This is a genomic window from Pedobacter sp. MC2016-24 (genome assembly GCF_015223055.1).
Taxonomy (GTDB): Bacteria; Bacteroidota; Bacteroidia; order Sphingobacteriales; family Sphingobacteriaceae; genus Pedobacter.
The window spans coordinates 310,989-328,133 of the sequence record NZ_JADFBX010000005.1; the positions used below are offsets into that span (position 1 = coordinate 310,989).

Sequence of the window (17,145 nt, forward strand, 5' to 3'; positions counted from 1 at the left end):
TGCATCATCAGCAGGCTTAACAATTTCTTAAAGTCTAACCTGCCCTTTCCTTTCAACCTAAATTTTAGCCATAAAAAAACCCGACGTGTGGTCTACGTCGGGTTCAATGTGGTTTGGTTTAGGTTGATAAACTATAAGGTACACAAAGCTACGAGCAGACTCTTTGGAGTGCTACGCCATTGCCAAGTATGTATATTGTTAATCATATGTCACAAAAATATAAATAAATCTTACAAAGCAAAATTAAATTTGCAATTTTTATGAAACGCCAAAGAATGAACGACTTGGATCTACCATCGTCATCTGTATAATTGAGGCTATAATAATGATCAATCCGAGTCCAAAATACAAGGCAACAGAACGATGTTTCACAGCGGCATCAGTACCTTTTTTAGACCTTGCATTGCCTATAGTGACTAAAACAGCGGCAAAGATCATCATACCGATGTGTTCCATTTTCCAATATCTTACGCCGGCTTCTACAAGTGGACTTAAAAAATAAAGCACCAGACCAATTAAAATTTGGGTGTGCACAAAAATCAGGGTAAAGAGATTTAATTTTCTATTTCCCTCGGTGTAAGGCTTTTTACCCAACCATCCTGCTAATGCTTGAATGATCGCAACCACCAATAGAATTAAAACCAGGTAACGCCAACCTGAATGTGCGCTTTTTAAAATCTGATACATAATAGTTTTTCTTTCAAACTTAACCAATTCCTTGCGCATTTGTAAAAAAGGTCTTTTACGAATTCATATTTAAAATGATTATGAATAATCAAAAACAAAATTTCACAATGCAATTATTGGCCATATTATTGTAAGTAATTAAATCATCCAAACCAGCAAATCAATTCCTATGACGTTCAGAATTCCTTTGAATCTTTACTGTATTTTTTCACTAACGGTATTATTGCTCTTTACCGGATGTGATTCTAAAAAATCACAACAAAGCCTAATCTCAAAGATCCCGGATCCCAAAACACTTAATGAAAGCTATGTGAGTAATCCCGATCTCATCTTGTCTGCAGAAACCGTAGCAAGCTTAAACGAACAGCTTAGCGCTCTGGATCAGTCGGGAACAGCGCATATTGATGTGGTATTTGTCAAAAGTATTGGCGACCTTATCCCAAAAGATATTGCCCATGAACTATTCAATACCTGGAAAATAGGCAGTAAAGAAACTGATAACGGACTGCTGATTTTTGTGGTCGAGGATCAGCACCGGATAGAATTTGAAACAGGTTATGGCCTGGAAGGTATACTTCCAGATATGATTTGCCAGCGCATTCAGCAAGAGCATATGATCCCTTATGCAAAACAAGGTGACTACAATAAAGCAATTACCGAGGGTGTAACAGCCGTTATAACCCGGTTAAAGGGAGAAAACACCAGCGCAAATGAAAACCCTGCTCCCCCGGTCGCGGTTGATACCGTTCTTGCCGATGCTATAAAAGCAGATCCTGTAACCATTGTACCCGACATTGTTGTTGGAAATCCAACACAACAGTTTGCCAATACCAATATTCCTCAATCGAAACCTATGGGACCAGTTGGCAACCTTTTTACCTTAGGTATAGCCTTTCTTTTTGTATCTATAGCTAAATTAATTGGCCATAGGCTCCACCCCTCTCCGGGTAAACCAAGCTTTTTAAACCCGGTAACACTGCTTCTTTGTACAATCCCCATCGCACTGGTTGTACTCCTGAACCTCTATTATCCCATAAGCTGGATCAATGTCAGGGCAATTATAGTACTTTACCTTTGTCTTGTTGCCTATATACACCTGCATTTCTTTTTCAAAAGCCGAAGTCTCAAAGCAAAACTCGCTGGTAAAAGCAGGCATGAGCAGTTTATTGCCTGGCGCGATACTTATGAACCTTTGCGCGGCACCAGTAAACTGATTCCGGGCCTCTCTTCCTACTGGAAAAAATATACCGAACAACAGTATTCACTCCGAAATGCGGTCGAAGATTGTCCAAAATGCGGGAAGCCAATGGTACGGTTAAATGAAGAAAACGACGACAAATACCTGCTCAAAGGTCAGGTATCCGAAGAAAAGATCGATGCAGTAGATTACGATGTATGGCGTTGCGATCCTTGTCAAAATACGCTAACCATGGATTATCAGAACCTAAAATCATCTGCAACAACGTGCAAAAAGTGCGGGTTCAAAACCATGCAATATACCAGAAGCCGGATTATTGAAGCGGCAACCACCAGCAGCGCGGGTTGTGGTTGCGCCTATTACACTTGTTACAATTGCAAATTTTCAGAAACAGAAGAATACACGATAGCAAGAATTGCCAGTTCAAGCTCCTCTTCAGGTAGTTCTTCTTCATCGAGCTCTTCATCAAGCAGAAGTTCGTCGTCAAGCAGTCGTTCTTCCTCCAGCGGCGGCTCTTCAGGAGGGGGCGGATCGGGCAGTAGCTGGTAAGAAAAAAAGCCCTAAACAAAAAAAGAGTAATCTCATCCAAGATTACTCGTTTTTAACTAACTTATTATTCATAAAAAAACTGGCTGTTGGGGAAGGAGTCGAACCTTCAAGGGGTAGTTAGCTACAGTTCAAAAATTAATTTGTGGTCAACCCATAAACTGCGTTTATCCATTTATCCCCACCACCGAGACAAGAAGGCGTGTCTGCCAATTTCACCACCCAACAATAACTAAAGTACTAAAATATTAAGTAATAAGTTTGATAGTTTTGGTTCAGGTTGATTGTTTCAAACTTATTACTTAAATGCTGTAGGGGAAGGAGTCGAACCTTCAAGGAGTAGTTAGCCCTTACGGGTTTTCCATTTTCTCCACCACCGAGACAAGGAGGTGCGTCTGCCAATTTCACCACCCTACAGAGTATAAGCATGTGTTAAAGAACTATTTTTTGTTACTTGCTTGATACAAATGTAACAACAACCTTAATACGTTACAAATATTTTAATCAATTAATTTTATTTTTACCATTATTATAATTAATATTGTGTACCGTTAACAAATATCAAAATCATGCTTAAAAAAGAAAGCCAAAATTTAGAAATTGATAACCTGGATATCGACATCTTGAAGCAACTGATGTTAGATGCGACTAAACCGTATACAGAAATTGCAAAAGATCTGATTGTTTCGGGCGGAACGATCCATGTTCGGATGAAAAAACTTCACGAAATGGGCATTATTAAAGGTTCACACTTAATAATTGACCCTCAAAAGGCCGGCTATGACATTTGTGCCTTTTTGGGAATTTACCTTGAAAAAGGAATTCAATATAAAGATGCCGTAGAACAACTGAGCCGTATTAAAGAAGTTGTAGAACTACATTATACTACTGGAGCTTATAGCATGTTTGCAAAAATTATTTGCAGAGATACCAATCATCTCAGACATGTGCTAAATGAAGAAATACAGGCAGTGAATGGAATTCAGCGTACAGAGACCTTGATTTCACTGGAAGAAAGCATCAAAAGACAAATTGAACTATGATCCAAGGTACTGAACCGGGTGGTTCAGTACCTTGGTACCTACATGATAAGTGCAGGCAAAATACAGCTAAAGTACAGCGTCCCCTTACTTCTGCCTTACCTCTTCCTTACCCCTGCTTTACCCTAGAGGTAAAGCAGGGGTAAGGAAGAGGTAAAGAGGGGGTAAAGCAGGGGTAAAGCGGGTCTGTATTTTAGGTGTACTTTAGCTGTAGAAATCCAGTACTTATATAGAACCTTTTCTGATATGAACTTTACCTTTTACAGTGCTTAGTAAAAGTCTTCATCTTTTAAAAAAGAAAACATATCTTTGCACCAATTCCTTCATTATAGAACACTTAAGTATAGGAATCATGACAGAATTTAATAACATATCGCCCCTTTTGCTCATTGCCTAAAACAGGCAGATGTAATTCTGTTTCCCTTTAATTTTATCGGAATTCAAACTGTTCAGCCATAAGCCGCCGAATAGGAACCATTGCGTCTGCCTTTAATTTCAGGCTTCATCGAGCTCAGGAAAGGGTATATCCCTACTGGGAAGAATTTTTGAAATCAACAATCAACAAAAATTTCAAATGAAGTCTAATGGACAACTATGAATTGCCCTTTGATGCCATGCCCTATAAATTGAAAACGGCAAGGCAAAAAAAACGGCTACAAAAAAAAGATTTCGACAAGCAGGTTATACAAATCATTAAAAAAAGAGAACAATACTGGCAACAGCGATGCGACCTGCCCTGGATTCCATTGGCAGTTCCTTACCAAAGGGGCTGGAAACGGCATTTTGTTTTGAGAGCAGATATTAAAAGATCGACATTGGCCGATTTTTACGAAGGATTACTGAAGCAGATCAACACCGTTCAGCATTCCGCAGATCGATCATTTAAAACAAGAAAACGCCGCCGACGAAGGAGAGCTAAGGAAGAGCAGAAGCAATTGTTACATGAATTTCCGGAATGGCAGTGGGACAATGAACGTTATCAACGTCTCAGCCCAATTGAAAAAACACATTTTCACAGGTATGAAAAGTGGGATAACAACAGAAAAAATGTACAACTGTTTTATCGGTTCAATGAACCCTGGAGATATGTTTTGAAAATAGTGCCACACCTGGTGACGCATGTAAAAATGGTGGATGAAGAGCTGGAAGGCCAGATTCAATTGCTGGACAACTACATCCGCAATCACCATTTGGAACCAAAGATAGCAAAGCTAAAAGGCGGCGCTTACCACTACTGGAAATGGGCTGACTTTGATAAACCACGCTATGTCGAAGCTAAAAAACAAGCATTGCTCCAGATTAAGGACGCAATAGCAATTAAAAGACAAGAAAAATTTTAAACGCGATGAGCATTTTAAAAACAAAAGAATTAAGTAAGATAGGTTATACCAATGATAAAGCAAGGAGCCTGGTGATCAACATCATTTCCAAACACTACAAACATCATACAAAAACCGAAATCATAGATTTATTAACCCTGATCTTAAAACAACCGGAGGATTACATCCAGGACGAAATTGTAGGGAAAATAGCCGAAACCCTGATCAACAGGCCAAAGCAATTGAATTTCAACACCTATACCCTATTACAGGAAACTGGCATGCTAAAAATATATGGCGGAAAGGAAATAGACCATGGAGCTAAAAAACAAATGGAAAATACCATGGCCTTACCCATTGTGGTACAAGGCGCACTGATGCCTGATGCACATACGGGTTACGGCCTGCCCATTGGAGGTGTATTGGCGACTAGCAACGCGGTGATCCCATATGCCGTTGGTGTGGATATAGGTTGCCGTATGGCTTTGTCCATTATTGGCGAAAGTGATAGCTTTTTTAAACGTTACTCGCATCAGATGAAAGTAGCGCTGAAGGAGCTGACCCATTTTGGCATGGAAGGCAGTTTAAGCAAACCAGCAAATCACGACATATTAGACAGCCCATTATTTGGCGAAACGGAATTGCTAAAGCGATTGCAGGGTAAAGCTGCCCGGCAACTGGGCACGTCGGGAAGTGGCAATCACTTTGTGGAATTTGGTGAAATTGAATTGTTTGAAGGGAACGATCTGGGATTGCTGCCCGGGAAGTACATGGGTTTATTGTCTCATTCGGGAAGCCGCGGACTGGGTGCCAATATTGCCCAATATTACACTAAAATAGCGATGGACAGTTGTAAATTACCTTCTGAGGTAGCGCGAATGGCCTGGTTGGATATGGATAAAGCAGCTGGACAGGAATACTGGCTGAGCATGAACCTTGCAGGAGATTACGCTAAAGCTTGTCATGATGTCATTCACCAGAGCCTGTTAAAATCTCTGGGTATTGAGGCACTGGCCAAAGTGGAAAATCACCATAATTTTGCCTGGAAGGATACGCTGTTAGATGGCAGGGAGGTGATTGTACACCGCAAAGGGGCAACGCCTGCACACCAGGGTGAACTGGGCATTATCCCGGGCAGCATGACAACAGCAGCCTACCTGGTGCGAGGAAAAGGAATCGCAAATTCACTGTACTCTGCGTCACATGGCGCCGGCCGGGCAATGAGCCGTAGTAAAGCCAAAGACAGCACAACGGCTTCGGATCTGAAAAAGGTTTTAAGTAAGGCTGGCGTGACCTTGATTGGCGGAAGCGTGGAAGAAAGTCCGAAAGCCTATAAGGATATTGAGAAAATCATGGCGGCACAAACAGATTTGGTTGAGGTTCAGGGTAAGTTTAAACCAAGGATTGTTCGGATGAACAAAGACTAATGCCTATCTCAGAAAAAGCGTAAATTAACGTTTACGCTTTTTCTTCAACCAGATGATCAGACCGGTAACCGGTAGACTAGCAGAAATCAAGGCGGCAAGAAAAGCAACTGTTTTTCCAAATAGCCCAAATAATCTGCCGGTATGAAGGTCATAATTTGTAGCCTCCACCAGGTCTGCCCCGTTAAAATCCCGGTAGAGTTTTGCCCGAAGCAACTGTCCACTGCGTTCATCAAAGAAAAAAGTATTTTGGTTGCGCGCCCAACGATAAGGATAAATCAACCGAAGCCGGAGTTCGCCCCCCTTTCGAACAGAGAAACTACTAGATTCCGCCCCTGGGTATTTTTGTACAATGTTTTTGTATAGTGTATTATATCGTGATGCCAAGGGCTCTACTACTGCTGGCTTCACTGAGTTTACAGTTTTACCGTTGCTCAGCTTAAAAGCAAGGATTTTGATTCCTTTTAGATTTCCTGATACTGAGCAGCCGATTGTTCCAGCCTTTTCCTGATTCTGGATGCCAGATTACGTGGTGCCAGAACCTTCATACATTCCCCGAAACCCAGAATTTCTCTTTCCAGTTCAAAGTTTAACACGACATCAATTCTAAAGACCAAACCATCGGGATCTTCTTTGAGCACTTGCTGACTGTGATGCAATGGTTTAGTTAGTACATAAGGCGCATTTTGCTTGTTTACTTTTAGGATTACTTTATGCGGGCGGTCTTTTTCAGATTTGGTTACACCAAGGAGATCTTCGAAATAACGATCAAAATCGATGCCTTTATGTGCTACATAAGGTTCATTTGGGAGTTCCTGAAATTCGACGATGCGATCAAGTGCCAGCGTAAGCAACTGGGTTCCCTTTTTCGCTTTGACAATTACAAACCAACGGTTTCTATATTCTTTTAACAGATAAGGGTAGTAAATATTCTGGCTAGCCTGCAATGCCTTAAAAGAACGATAAACCATAAGGAGTGACTTTTGTTGAAGGATAGCCTGGTAAAGGGGATTGATGTATTCTAAGCCGCGGAGTTGTTTATTGCTTTCAAACTGAATGTAATTTTTACTTGGATTGGTAGATTTATTCAGGTTGTTTTCGAGTTTGGCAATCATATCGCTCATTTCGTCAAAATAATTAAAGCCATTAAACTGTTTTAACACGCCAACAATCTCCTTCATTTTCTCGACATCACCGCCATTGATCGGAACCTTGGTAATGCTGTAAGCCGGGTCACTATAGCTGTAGAATTTCCTGTCCGTAACCACAATTGGCGCGTTATAACCAAGTTTATCGCTTCGCATCAGTTGAATATCTGCCTGAACTGTACGTTTACTGACTCCAGATGTGATTCCCTCATACTCGTATAATCTGGAAGCAACTTTTTCAATGATGTCATCAAGTGTCCATTTTCTAAATCTGTTTCTCAGGCATTCATCAATGGTTTTATATCGGATTAAAGCAAGTTTATTTACTGACATAAAGAGATTAGGGGTTAATAAATCAAATTTAGCGTCACATAAAGATATAAAATGAAATGTACTACGCAATAGAATTGCGCAATTGAAATAAAAAAACAAAAACAAAGTGTTAAATGAAAATTAAATCAACTGACAAACAACTTATTAAGCAATAAATCTGATTTATTTTTTACTGCGCAATTGTGCTGCGCAGCACCTCAAGCATCTTTGTAATGTCAATAGCAATTGGCTTTTGAAAACAAGAAGTATAGCAATTAATACAACGATTATGAAATTCAACTTATTCAACACCAAAAATCAGGTATCCAGAAATTATGAAAATGCAGTAGCATATACCATGAGTCCTGAAATGGAACTGTACACTGCAGTTGTAACTACAGGATTGAATGACTCATTTTACGAATCAGACAAGTTAAGATTGGAAAGAATTAAGTTGCTGATTGCACAATGTGATGCGACGTTCACAGCTAAATTAGCAGTATATGCACGAACTGAAATGCACTTAAGGTCAGTACCCATGCTCTTGTGTGTAGAATTGGCAAAAAAAGCTTCAGGTAATGCTTTACTTGGCAAAACAGTGAATAAAGTGGTGCTTCGTGCTGACGAAATCACTGAACTGCTAGCTTGTTATCAATTATTTAATCAAAGAACAGAAACAAAGAAATTAAATAAACTTTCAAAGCAGATTCAAAAAGGATTAGCTGAATCGTTCAATAGATTTGACGAGTATCAATTTGCAAAATATAACAGGAAAACGGATGTAAAGCTAAAAGACGCGTTGTTTTTAGTTCACCCAAAAGCAAAGGATGAAGGTCAGCAAACCATCTTTAACAAGATAGCCTCAGACAGCTTATCGACACCTTACACCTGGGAAACGGAACTATCCGATTTGGGGAAAAACAAATTTGCGAATGCGTGCGAAAAAACACTTGCGTTTACCAAAAAATGGGAGGAAATGATCGATAGCAAGAAGATAGGCTATATGGCGATGATAAGAAACTTGAGAAACATACTTGAGGCTAATGTTTCTGGTAAACATATTGAAGTGGTATGTGCATATATCTCTAATGAAACTGCAGTATTAAAGTCCAGACAATTGCCTTTTAGATTTCTCTCTGCTTACAGGGAAATCAGCAAGTTAAAGTTCAACTACACGTCATTAGTTTTAACGGCATTAGAAGATGCGGCAATGTGTAGCGCAAAGAACATTAAAGGCTTTGGTTATGATACATCGGTTGTTATTGCCTGCGATGTTTCAGGATCTATGCAAAAACCGGTTTCGGCCAAAAGCTCCATATTGCTTTATGATATCGGTTTGATGCTGGCCATGCTTTTACAATCGCAATGTAAAAATGCTGTAACAGGCATGTTTGGAGATATTTGGAAAATTATCAGTATGCCCAAAAACAGCATTCTCGCCAACGTTGAAGCATATTACAGACGCGAAGGTGAAGTTGGATACTCGACAAATGGACATGCTGTTATTGAGGATCTGATAAGGAGGAAAGAAGTTGTAGATAAAGTCATGTTATTTACCGACACACAAATGTGGAACAGTGATTATACAGGACTTTGTCTTTCAAAATCCTGGACCAATTATAGAAAAATAGCACCAAAAGCCAAATTGTATGTGTTTGATCTGGCGGGTTATGGCCAACAACCAATAGACATCAAACAGAACGATGTATACCTGTTGGCCGGATGGTCTGATAAAATTTTTGATATCCTGGAGTCAATGGAAAACAGTGTTTCGGCTTTGGAAAAAATCCTCCAGATAGATTTATAGAGGCCTCCCCACGGCAATATGGCTGTGGGGATAAAAAAGAGATTAACAGAATGCCGTAGAAAAAAGTTACTTCGTCGCCATTGTGGGGAGGAATAATGAAGTTGTAAAATCAGCAAGATTATCCGGTTCGACTCCGGCAAGACATGCCCCGATACTTTTTTCGTCCTTTGCTTCTGTTGTAAAAAGAGTGCCGTTGTCAAATGTTACTTCGCTTTAAGAAACCAATACATTTCACACCCATCGCCTCTTTCTAATTTTTATCCTTAATCTTTATTTCCCAGTTTAAATGATCAAGCTCTTTTTCATTGTAGGAGAGAATTTCGGTTTCCTTTTCTTTTGTGAATTTGCCATTATCACCATTTGACAGTGTGTCACGATTAGAAATAAATAGATAAAGGCTGGCATTTTTATCTCTGGCTATGAGTTTCTTCCAACCATTTGTTGGCTGAAATAGCGTTAATGTATCTTTACCAGACAATTTAGTTTTCGTGTAAAAAGGCACCCCGTAACCTCTTATTGATAAAACAGTATCGATCTTTAATACGACATCAAAAGCCTGATCGGTACCATTGATAACCTTCAGAACCGAATATCCAGGACAATAAATACATCCTGAAAAAAGAAGAATAATAACACTTAAATAATGTTTCATTAAAGCCAATCAGTCATGAAGTGCTATATAAAGATAGCTGTTAACCACGGATATGACAAGGTTAAGGTGTTAAAAAATCGACAGCATATAGGTATAGGACGAAACAAACTACGCAATAGAATTGCGCAATTGAAACAACAAAATAGGAACAAAGTGTTAAAATAAAATTAAAATACCTGACAAACAGATTGTTAAATAATAAATCAAATTTATTATTTAATGCGCAATTGTGCTGCGCAGCACCTCAAGCATCTTTGTAATGTCAACAATAAGACATGTTCTTTGAAAAATAAAACGTACAAAAGTACATTAAGATATTCCCGAAAGGGAATGATAATCGAAAGGATAAACATCCACAGTTGTGAGTTTCTAATGGCTCCAAAGCATTGCGCTGTTCAGCAGTAATGTTCTGATGTTTAAAATGGTTGATTGTCAATTTGTGTGTCGCAGGTTCGAATCCTGCTCCTGGTCAAACAGGATAACTCAGGGGTAGAGTAACAAATCACATGCAGGTTCGAATCCTGCCTCCAGAGTATGGAGTAGCAAAATGGTAATGCTCCGGATTTAGGTCCGCAAAAAAGAAGGAAAACTTTTCAAATGTTCCATTGGAAAAAGCACCAAGAAAGACATTCAGCATGATGGAAATAACGCTCCATCCCATCAGGCAGTTTGATTTATGCTTTGCAGGTACAACATAGAAAGGCGGATTTTACTGCTGCTATCGGTTCTTAGAAAGATCAAAAATGCGCTAAAATGTTCTCAGACGTTCTCAAAGATCTTTAAGAATGGCATAAAGGCTTTGAAAAGAAACCGAGTACACTTTGAACCTCCGCATGAAACAGATGAATGTCTTTTGAACGTGCTTTAAAAAAGAAGAAAAACAAAGTAGAAACAATTACAGCAACCAACTAAAGATTAAAATATGAAGAGAGTAATGATCAATACCAACTCTGTGGGGTTGGTGTACAGAAAAAATGAAATGAAACGTGTACTGACTGCCGGAAATCACTGGCTGGGTTTTGGAGAGACAATGATCAGCCATGATATGGCGAAATCATTCTACGCATCGACAGAAATAGACGTACTGTTATTAAACAAGGATTTTGAGGCCCTGGTAACTACTGTAGAGGTAGCCGATAACGAATTGATGCTAGTTTATCAAAATAAGAATTTTAAGCAGGTACTGACTGCGGGAAAATATGCATTCTGGAAAGGTTTAAACAAATACTCGTTTGTAACCGTGAATCTGGAAGACTACGAAATCGCATCAGATATAGACAAGAATACGATTGAAAAGCCACAGTTGGCAGCTTACATCCGGGTTTTCAAGGTAGAAAATTACGAGAAAGCACTATTGCTCATTGACGGGAATTTTGAAAAAGTAATCGCACCAGGGATTTATATCTTCTGGAAAAACAGAACTGTAATCCAGGTTTTAAAGACGGACATGCGTCAATTGAGTATGGAGATTATCGGGCAGGAAATCCTAACCAAAGACAAAGCACAGTTGCGCATCAATTTCAGTATGCAATACAAGGTGACCGATTTGATCAAGGCCTTATTGGAAAATAAAGAGTTTGACAAGCAATTGTATGTCAGCATCCAACTGGGCTTGAGAGAAATTGTCGGAAAAATGACCTTCGATGAACTCATGGAAAACAAAGACAAGATCTCTGAAAGCATCCTGCGAATTTGTGCAGACAAAGCGGGGAATTTAGGTGTAAAATTGGTAGACTGTGGTGTAAAAGACATTGTTTTACCAGGAGAAATCAAAGAGATTATGAACCAGGTTCTGATTGCAGAGAAAAGAGCACAAGCCAATTTAATCACACGCAGAGAGGAAACTGCTTCTACCAGAAGTTTGCTGAATACCGCAAAGCTAATGGAGGACAATGCCATGCTCTACAAGTTGAAAGAAATGGAATATGTAGAAAAGATTGCAGAAAAAATCAACACCATCAGCTTGTCCGGAAGCGGGCAAATTGTAGATCAGTTGAAACAAATATTTGTAAAATAGGTAAGGTTACAGGCCTTACCTTTTAAAAGAAGAACAATGAAAACAAGAATAAACGGAAATGATCTGCTGGAAGCAGGTTATACTCCAGGAAAAATACTAGGAATTGCTTTGGCAGCTACAGAACACCTATCAGAACTGTCAATTGAAGAGATTAAAGTGTTACTTAAAACGGTAAAAGAAAATCCTGAAGATTATATAAATGATGTCGTTTTAAAAGTACTGGCGACAGAAATAATAGCGGAGAACCAGGTTGAGCCTCTAATGGCATTGAGGGAAAATGCCCTCCCGTATACTTTATATGGAGCAGCACACATTGAAGAAGGTGCAAGAAAACAAATGGACGTGGCCATGCGACTACCAGTTACCGCAGCAGGTGCTTTGATGCCAGATGCACACCAAGGTTATGGTTTACCAATTGGCGGTGTTTTAGCTACCCGTAATGCAATTATTCCATATGGTGTAGGTGTTGACATCGGTTGTCGAATGGCATTGTCTGTATTTGACATTACGCCCACTCATTTTTATGAAAATGAGGCTAAATTTAAAAGAGAACTGATTGCACATACTAAGTTTGGTGCCGGACATGGATTTCACGGACGGTACAAATCCGACCATGAGGTTTTGGATAGGGATGAATTTAATTTGACCCCTTTTATCAAGAACCTGCACGATAAAGCTTACTCACAACTGGGGAGCTCTGGTGGAGGGAACCACTTTGCAGAATGGGGAATTATTGAGTTTGAGCAAAAAGATGAAGTTTTGAACATTGAAAAAGGTAGCTATCTGGCTTTGCTTACCCATTCCGGATCACGTGGACTGGGCGCCACATTAGCCGGTTATTATACCAAATTGGCTAAAGAAAACTGTAAACTGCCCCCGGAAGCTGCCAACCTTGCTTATTTGAATTTGAACGCTGAAGCCGGTCAGGAGTATTGGCTAGCGATGAACCTGGCCGGGGATTACGCATCCGCCTGCCATGAGATCATCCACAATAAATTAAGCAAGGCTGTAGGTGCTGAGGTATTGGCCAAGGTTGAAAACCACCATAATTTTGCCTGGAAGGAAACCTGGAATGGCGAAGAGGTTATTGTCCATAGAAAAGGAGCTACGCCGGCGGCAAAAGGCGTAATGGGGATTATACCAGGTTCAATGACTGCACCGGGATTCCTGGTTAGAGGTAAAGGGGTTGCTGACGCAATCAACTCGGCCTCACATGGTGCCGGAAGGCAAATGAGTCGTTCAAAGGCGATTAAAAACATCACTAAAGATGAAATGCGGGCTGTACTGAAAAACCATAACGTGACCCTGATCGGGGCTGGTCTGGACGAAGCCCCTATGGCCTATAAAGACATCAACCTGGTCATGGAAGCACAAAAAGACCTGATTGACGTGGTGGCTAAATTCACACCTAAAATGGTAAGAATGGCCGATGACGGCAGTCGGGAAGACTAACAAAAAAGGAGCCTTTCAGCTCCTTTTTTGTTATTTAAACATATTTTTTAATGCTTCCAGTTTCAATTGTAAATCACCTTCAGGGTTTGCTTTTTCTTTCTGCCCACCTTTATGACCATTTGAAGCCGGCCTGCGTTGCTGATCTGCTTTTGCAGGTCTAGCTGCTTTTTTAGCTCCGTCATGATTTCTTTTTTGCTCCTTCGGTCTGGCGCCCTGTTCTTTCTTCATCGACAGCGAAATACGCTTACGTGCTACATCTACTTCTACCACGGTCACCTCTACCTTTTGCGCCACTTTAACAACATCATTTGCATTGGCAACAAACTTATCAGAGATCTGACTGGTATGTACTAAACCATCCTGGTGCACACCAATATCAACAAAAGCACCAAAGTTGGTAATGTTGGTTACAATACCTGGCAATTTCATCCCGATTTTCAGGTCGGCAATTTCATTAATGCCATCGGTAAAGCTAAACACCTCGAACTGTTCACGCGGATCTCTTCCTGGCTTCGCCAACTCGGCTAAAATATCGTTCAAAGTGGGCAAACCAATCTCATCATTGATATATTGTTGAGGTTGGATCTGTTTTTGCAAAGCAGGATCTTTCATCAGTTGATTGACACTGCAATTTAAATCTCTGGCCATTTTATGAACCAAAGCATAACGCTCCGGGTGTACGCCACTGGCATCTAATGCTGCCTCGGCATCTCTGATCCTTAAAAAGCCTGCCGCCTGTTCAAAAGCTTTATCGCCTAATCGAGGAACTTTCTTCAAACTTTCACGATTTTTAAAAGCACCATGCTCATTTCGGTAGCTGACAATATTTTGTGCCAATTGCGGACCAAGACCAGATACATAAGCCAAAACCTGTTTAGAAGCCGTATTGAGCTCTACCCCAACTGCGTTTACACAACTCATCACGGTATCATCCAATGAGGCCTGTAATTTAGTCTGGTCAACATCATGCTGGTATTGTCCAACGCCAATAGATTTTGGATCGATTTTCACCAATTCAGCCAATGGATCCATTAATCTCCGACCGATGGAAACAGCTCCACGAACTGTAATATCCTGTGTAGGGAATTCTTCACGGGCAACTTCAGAGGCAGAATAGATAGAGGCTCCGTTCTCGTTCACCATCACCACTACAACACCAGGTAGATTTAAACCACGCACAAATACTTCTGTTTCTCTTCCGGCAGTACCATTACCAATGGCAACGGCCTCTATTTCATGCTTTTTGCAGAGTTCGGCTACTTTATCAGCTGCTTTTTTCACATTGCCTTGTCCGGTATGCGGAAATATGGTTGCGTTTTCCAGCAATTTTCCTTGTCGGTCCAGGCATACAACTTTACATCCGGTACGGAAACCCGGGTCAATGGCCAGCACATTTTTTTGTCCCATTGGGGCAGCCAATAGCAATTGTCGTGCATTTTCTGCAAACACACGGATCGCTTCCTCATCTGCTTTTTCTTTAGAAACACTACGTATTTCTGTTTCCATGGCAGGGCCAAGTAGCCTTTTATAGCTGTCGTGCACAGCCAGCTGAACCTGATTGGAAAAAGCATTGTTGCCTTTTACAAACTGGCGTTCCAGGATAGCAATAGCACCCTCCTCTTCAGGAGCAGCGGCAAGTTTTAATATCTCTTCATTTTCACCTCTGCGCATAGCTAGCACACGATGCGACGGGGCATTTTTTAGCGGCTCATTCCAGTCAAAGTAATCTTTGTATTTGATTCCTTCTTCTTCTTTACCTTTAATCACTGCAGACTTAAATACAGCCTTTTGCTGATAATAATTCCGCATGGCTGTTCTGGCCTCTACGCTTTCATTTACAATTTCTGCAATGATATCTCTTGCACCAGCCAAAGCATCTTCCGCAGACTTCACACCAAGTTCTTCATTTAAAAAGCGCATAGCTTCTGTTTCAGGATCTCCTTTAGTTTGTTCCAGGATTTGCAAAGCCAGTGGCTCTAGTCCTTTTTTGCGTGCTTCAGACGCCCTTGTTTTACGTTTGGGTTTATAAGGCAAATAAATGTCCTCAATGGTTGCGATGTTCTCTGCAGCATTGATCTGGCTTTCCAGTTCAGGGGTCAGTTTATCCAAAGCGGACAGCGCTTTTAGAATGGCTTCCCTGCGTTTGTCCAAGTCTCTCAATTGCTGAAACCGATCACGGATTGCAGCCACCTGAACTTCATCCAGACTACCGGTTACTTCTTTCCGGTAACGTGAAATAAAAGGAACTGTAGCCCCTTCATCCAGTAATTCAATAGTAGCTATAACCTGCTTTTCTGCAACTGCCAGCTCAGCAGCAATGATTTTTGAATGATTGCTCATTTAATTTCTGTTTGGTAACCTAACGTACAATTGGCGCCAAAATTAATTCTAACTATTGACATCCTCAAATAAATAAAATGTTAAGTGTGGGTTGTAAGGATTAAGATACAATCAAGTGCACAAAAAAAGCCCAACAGGAGATCCTGATGGGCTTTATTGTGAAAGACAAAGGCCTTTACTTATTATTTTCTAACGTACATTACTTCTTTTACCGCTTTAATTACACGCTCTGCATTTGGCAAACTAGCTGCAATCAGTGTTGGCGCGTAAGGTAAAGGAACATCAGCACAAGTGATACGCAATACCGGAGCATCTAAATAATCGAATGCATTTTTCTGCACGTTGAAGGCAATTTCAGAAGAGATAGATGCCAATGGCCACGCCTCTTCAACAACTACCAAACGATTTGTTTTCTTCACAGATTCAATTACTGTAGCATAATCGATTGGGCGTACTGTACGTAAATCAATCACTTCTACACTAATTCCTTCTTTTTCCAGTTCTTCTACTGCCGGGTTTACTACGCGGGTTAACATTTTACCGAAAGTAACAATTGTTACATCAGTACCTTGTTTAACTACGTTTGCTTTACCGATTTCAATGTAGTACTCACCTTCAGGAACTTCGCCTTTATCTCCGTACATTACTTCAGATTCCATGAAAATCACTGGATCCGGATCAAGGATCGCTTGTTTCAACAATCCCTTTGCTTCGTATGGTGTAGAAGGAACAACCACTTTTAAACCCGGACAGTTGGCATACCAGTTCTCAAAGTTTTGAGAGTGCTGCGCACCTAGCTGACCTGCGTTACCAGTTGGCCCACGGAATACCGCCGGAACTGAAAACTGGCCACCGCTCATTGATAAAATCTTAGCAGCACCGTTAATGATCTGATCTATAGCAACCAGAGAGAAGTTAAAAGTCATGAACTCAATGATCGGAATTAACCCGTTCATTGCAGCACCAATACCGATACCGGCAAAACCCAACTCAGCAATAGGTGTATCGATGACGCGTTTATCGCCGAACTCATCCAACATACCCTGACTCACTTTATAGGCACCATTGTATTGCGCAACTTCCTCGCCCATTAAAAAGACGTTTTCGTTTTTACGCATTTCTTCGCTTAAGGCTTCACGCAAAGCTTCTCTGAATTGAATCTCTCTCATTGTATATTCAAATATTAACTACGGGCAAATATAA

General features: G+C 40.5%; 13 protein-coding genes and 2 tRNA genes. 7 read left to right on the forward strand and 8 right to left on the reverse strand.

Features of this window, described 5'->3' with window-relative positions; translation table 11 throughout:
* Positions 1–258 precede the first annotated feature (258 nt).
* Positions 259–726 carry a cytochrome B gene (locus IM797_RS14555; protein WP_370583084.1) on the reverse strand — a complete coding sequence of 156 codons (468 nt, stop codon included), beginning with the start codon at positions 724–726 and terminating at the stop codon, positions 259–261.
* Positions 727–856: 130 nt separating this feature from the next.
* On the opposite strand from IM797_RS14555, the gene IM797_RS14560 reads away from it, so the two are divergent.
* Positions 857–2,434 carry a TPM domain-containing protein gene (locus IM797_RS14560; RefSeq protein WP_194127874.1) on the forward strand — a complete coding sequence of 526 codons (1,578 nt, stop codon included), beginning with the start codon at positions 857–859 and terminating at the stop codon, positions 2,432–2,434.
* A gap of 80 nt (positions 2,435–2,514) precedes the next feature.
* Here the strand turns inward: IM797_RS14560 and IM797_RS14565 are convergent.
* A tRNA-Asp gene (locus IM797_RS14565) sits at positions 2,515–2,659 on the reverse strand.
* Positions 2,660–2,740: 81 nt separating this feature from the next.
* A tRNA-Asp gene (locus IM797_RS14570) sits at positions 2,741–2,848 on the reverse strand.
* A 152-nt stretch (positions 2,849–3,000) separates the two neighbouring features.
* Between IM797_RS14570 and IM797_RS14575 the strand changes: the two genes are divergently transcribed.
* The 3 genes from IM797_RS14575 (at position 3,001) to IM797_RS14585 (ending at position 6,217) form a co-directional block, all read left to right on the forward strand.
* Positions 3,001–3,474, forward strand: a complete 474-nt coding sequence (locus tag IM797_RS14575; RefSeq protein WP_194127875.1) for an Lrp/AsnC ligand binding domain-containing protein — start codon at positions 3,001–3,003, stop codon at positions 3,472–3,474.
* A gap of 581 nt (positions 3,475–4,055) precedes the next feature.
* The gene (locus tag IM797_RS14580) at positions 4,056–4,811 is read left to right on the forward strand and encodes a hypothetical protein (RefSeq protein ID WP_194127876.1); all 756 of its coding nucleotides are present in this window, start codon (positions 4,056–4,058) and stop codon (positions 4,809–4,811) included.
* 5 nt (positions 4,812–4,816) lie between these two features.
* On the forward strand, positions 4,817–6,217 hold the full coding sequence (locus IM797_RS14585) for an RtcB family protein (protein ID WP_194127877.1): 1,401 nt from the start codon (positions 4,817–4,819) through the stop codon (positions 6,215–6,217).
* A 24-nt stretch (positions 6,218–6,241) separates the two neighbouring features.
* Here the strand turns inward: IM797_RS14585 and IM797_RS28410 are convergent, their stop codons facing one another.
* Together IM797_RS28410 and IM797_RS14595 are read right to left on the reverse strand one after the other, a co-directional pair.
* Entirely contained in the window at positions 6,242–6,625 is a 384-nt protein-coding gene (locus IM797_RS28410) for a PepSY domain-containing protein (RefSeq protein ID WP_370583085.1), read from the reverse strand.
* Positions 6,626–6,678: 53 nt separating this feature from the next.
* Positions 6,679–7,695 carry a YafY family protein gene (locus tag IM797_RS14595; protein WP_194127878.1) on the reverse strand — a complete coding sequence of 339 codons (1,017 nt, stop codon included), beginning with the start codon at positions 7,693–7,695 and terminating at the stop codon, positions 6,679–6,681.
* Between the two features lie 268 nt (positions 7,696–7,963).
* Here IM797_RS14595 and IM797_RS14600 point away from each other — a divergent pair, with 268 nt between their 5' ends.
* Entirely contained in the window at positions 7,964–9,481 is a 1,518-nt protein-coding gene (locus IM797_RS14600) for a TROVE domain-containing protein (protein ID WP_194127879.1), read from the forward strand.
* Positions 9,482–9,731: 250 nt separating this feature from the next.
* Here IM797_RS14600 and IM797_RS14605 read toward each other — a convergent pair whose 3' ends face one another.
* Positions 9,732–10,133, reverse strand: a complete 402-nt coding sequence (locus IM797_RS14605; RefSeq protein WP_194127880.1) for a hypothetical protein — start codon at positions 10,131–10,133, stop codon at positions 9,732–9,734.
* Positions 10,134–11,055: 922 nt separating this feature from the next.
* Here IM797_RS14605 and IM797_RS14610 point away from each other — a divergent pair.
* Entirely contained in the window at positions 11,056–12,150 is a 1,095-nt protein-coding gene (locus tag IM797_RS14610; protein ID WP_194127881.1) for a slipin family protein, read from the forward strand.
* A 36-nt stretch (positions 12,151–12,186) separates the two neighbouring features.
* Positions 12,187–13,602: an RtcB family protein gene (locus tag IM797_RS14615; RefSeq protein ID WP_194127882.1), complete on the forward strand. Its 1,416-nt coding sequence runs from the start codon at positions 12,187–12,189 to the stop codon at positions 13,600–13,602.
* Positions 13,603–13,632: 30 nt separating this feature from the next.
* Here IM797_RS14615 and IM797_RS14620 read toward each other — a convergent pair whose 3' ends face one another.
* Together IM797_RS14620 and IM797_RS14625 are read right to left on the reverse strand one after the other, a co-directional pair.
* Positions 13,633–15,942 carry a Tex family protein gene (locus IM797_RS14620; protein WP_194127883.1) on the reverse strand — a complete coding sequence of 770 codons (2,310 nt, stop codon included), beginning with the start codon at positions 15,940–15,942 and terminating at the stop codon, positions 13,633–13,635.
* Positions 15,943–16,124: 182 nt separating this feature from the next.
* Complete coding sequence (locus tag IM797_RS14625; RefSeq protein WP_194127884.1) at positions 16,125–17,111, reverse strand: pyruvate dehydrogenase complex E1 component subunit beta; 987 nt, start codon at positions 17,109–17,111, stop codon at positions 16,125–16,127.
* Positions 17,112–17,145: the final 34 nt, after the last annotated feature.

Bases quoted from the DNA above. Each gene is read 5' to 3' on its own strand.
- IM797_RS14615 (WP_194127882.1), top strand. From the start codon at position 12,187: ATGAAAACAAGAATAAACGGAAATGATCTGCTGGAAGCAGGTTATACT.
- IM797_RS14580 (WP_194127876.1), top strand. From the start codon at position 4,056: ATGGACAACTATGAATTGCCCTTTGATGCCATGCCCTATAAATTGAAA.
- IM797_RS14595 (WP_194127878.1), bottom strand. From the start codon at position 7,695: ATGTCAGTAAATAAACTTGCTTTAATCCGATATAAAACCATTGATGAA.
- IM797_RS14585 (WP_194127877.1), top strand. From the start codon at position 4,817: ATGAGCATTTTAAAAACAAAAGAATTAAGTAAGATAGGTTATACCAAT.
- IM797_RS14625 (WP_194127884.1), bottom strand. From the start codon at position 17,111: ATGAGAGAGATTCAATTCAGAGAAGCTTTGCGTGAAGCCTTAAGCGAA.
- IM797_RS14620 (WP_194127883.1), bottom strand. From the start codon at position 15,942: ATGAGCAATCATTCAAAAATCATTGCTGCTGAGCTGGCAGTTGCAGAA.
- IM797_RS14600 (WP_194127879.1), top strand. From the start codon at position 7,964: ATGAAATTCAACTTATTCAACACCAAAAATCAGGTATCCAGAAATTAT.
- IM797_RS14605 (WP_194127880.1), bottom strand. From the start codon at position 10,133: ATGAAACATTATTTAAGTGTTATTATTCTTCTTTTTTCAGGATGTATT.
- IM797_RS14560 (WP_194127874.1), top strand. From the start codon at position 857: ATGACGTTCAGAATTCCTTTGAATCTTTACTGTATTTTTTCACTAACG.
- IM797_RS14610 (WP_194127881.1), top strand. From the start codon at position 11,056: ATGAAGAGAGTAATGATCAATACCAACTCTGTGGGGTTGGTGTACAGA.
- IM797_RS14575 (WP_194127875.1), top strand. From the start codon at position 3,001: ATGCTTAAAAAAGAAAGCCAAAATTTAGAAATTGATAACCTGGATATC.
- IM797_RS14555 (WP_370583084.1), bottom strand. From the start codon at position 726: ATGCGCAAGGAATTGGTTAAGTTTGAAAGAAAAACTATTATGTATCAG.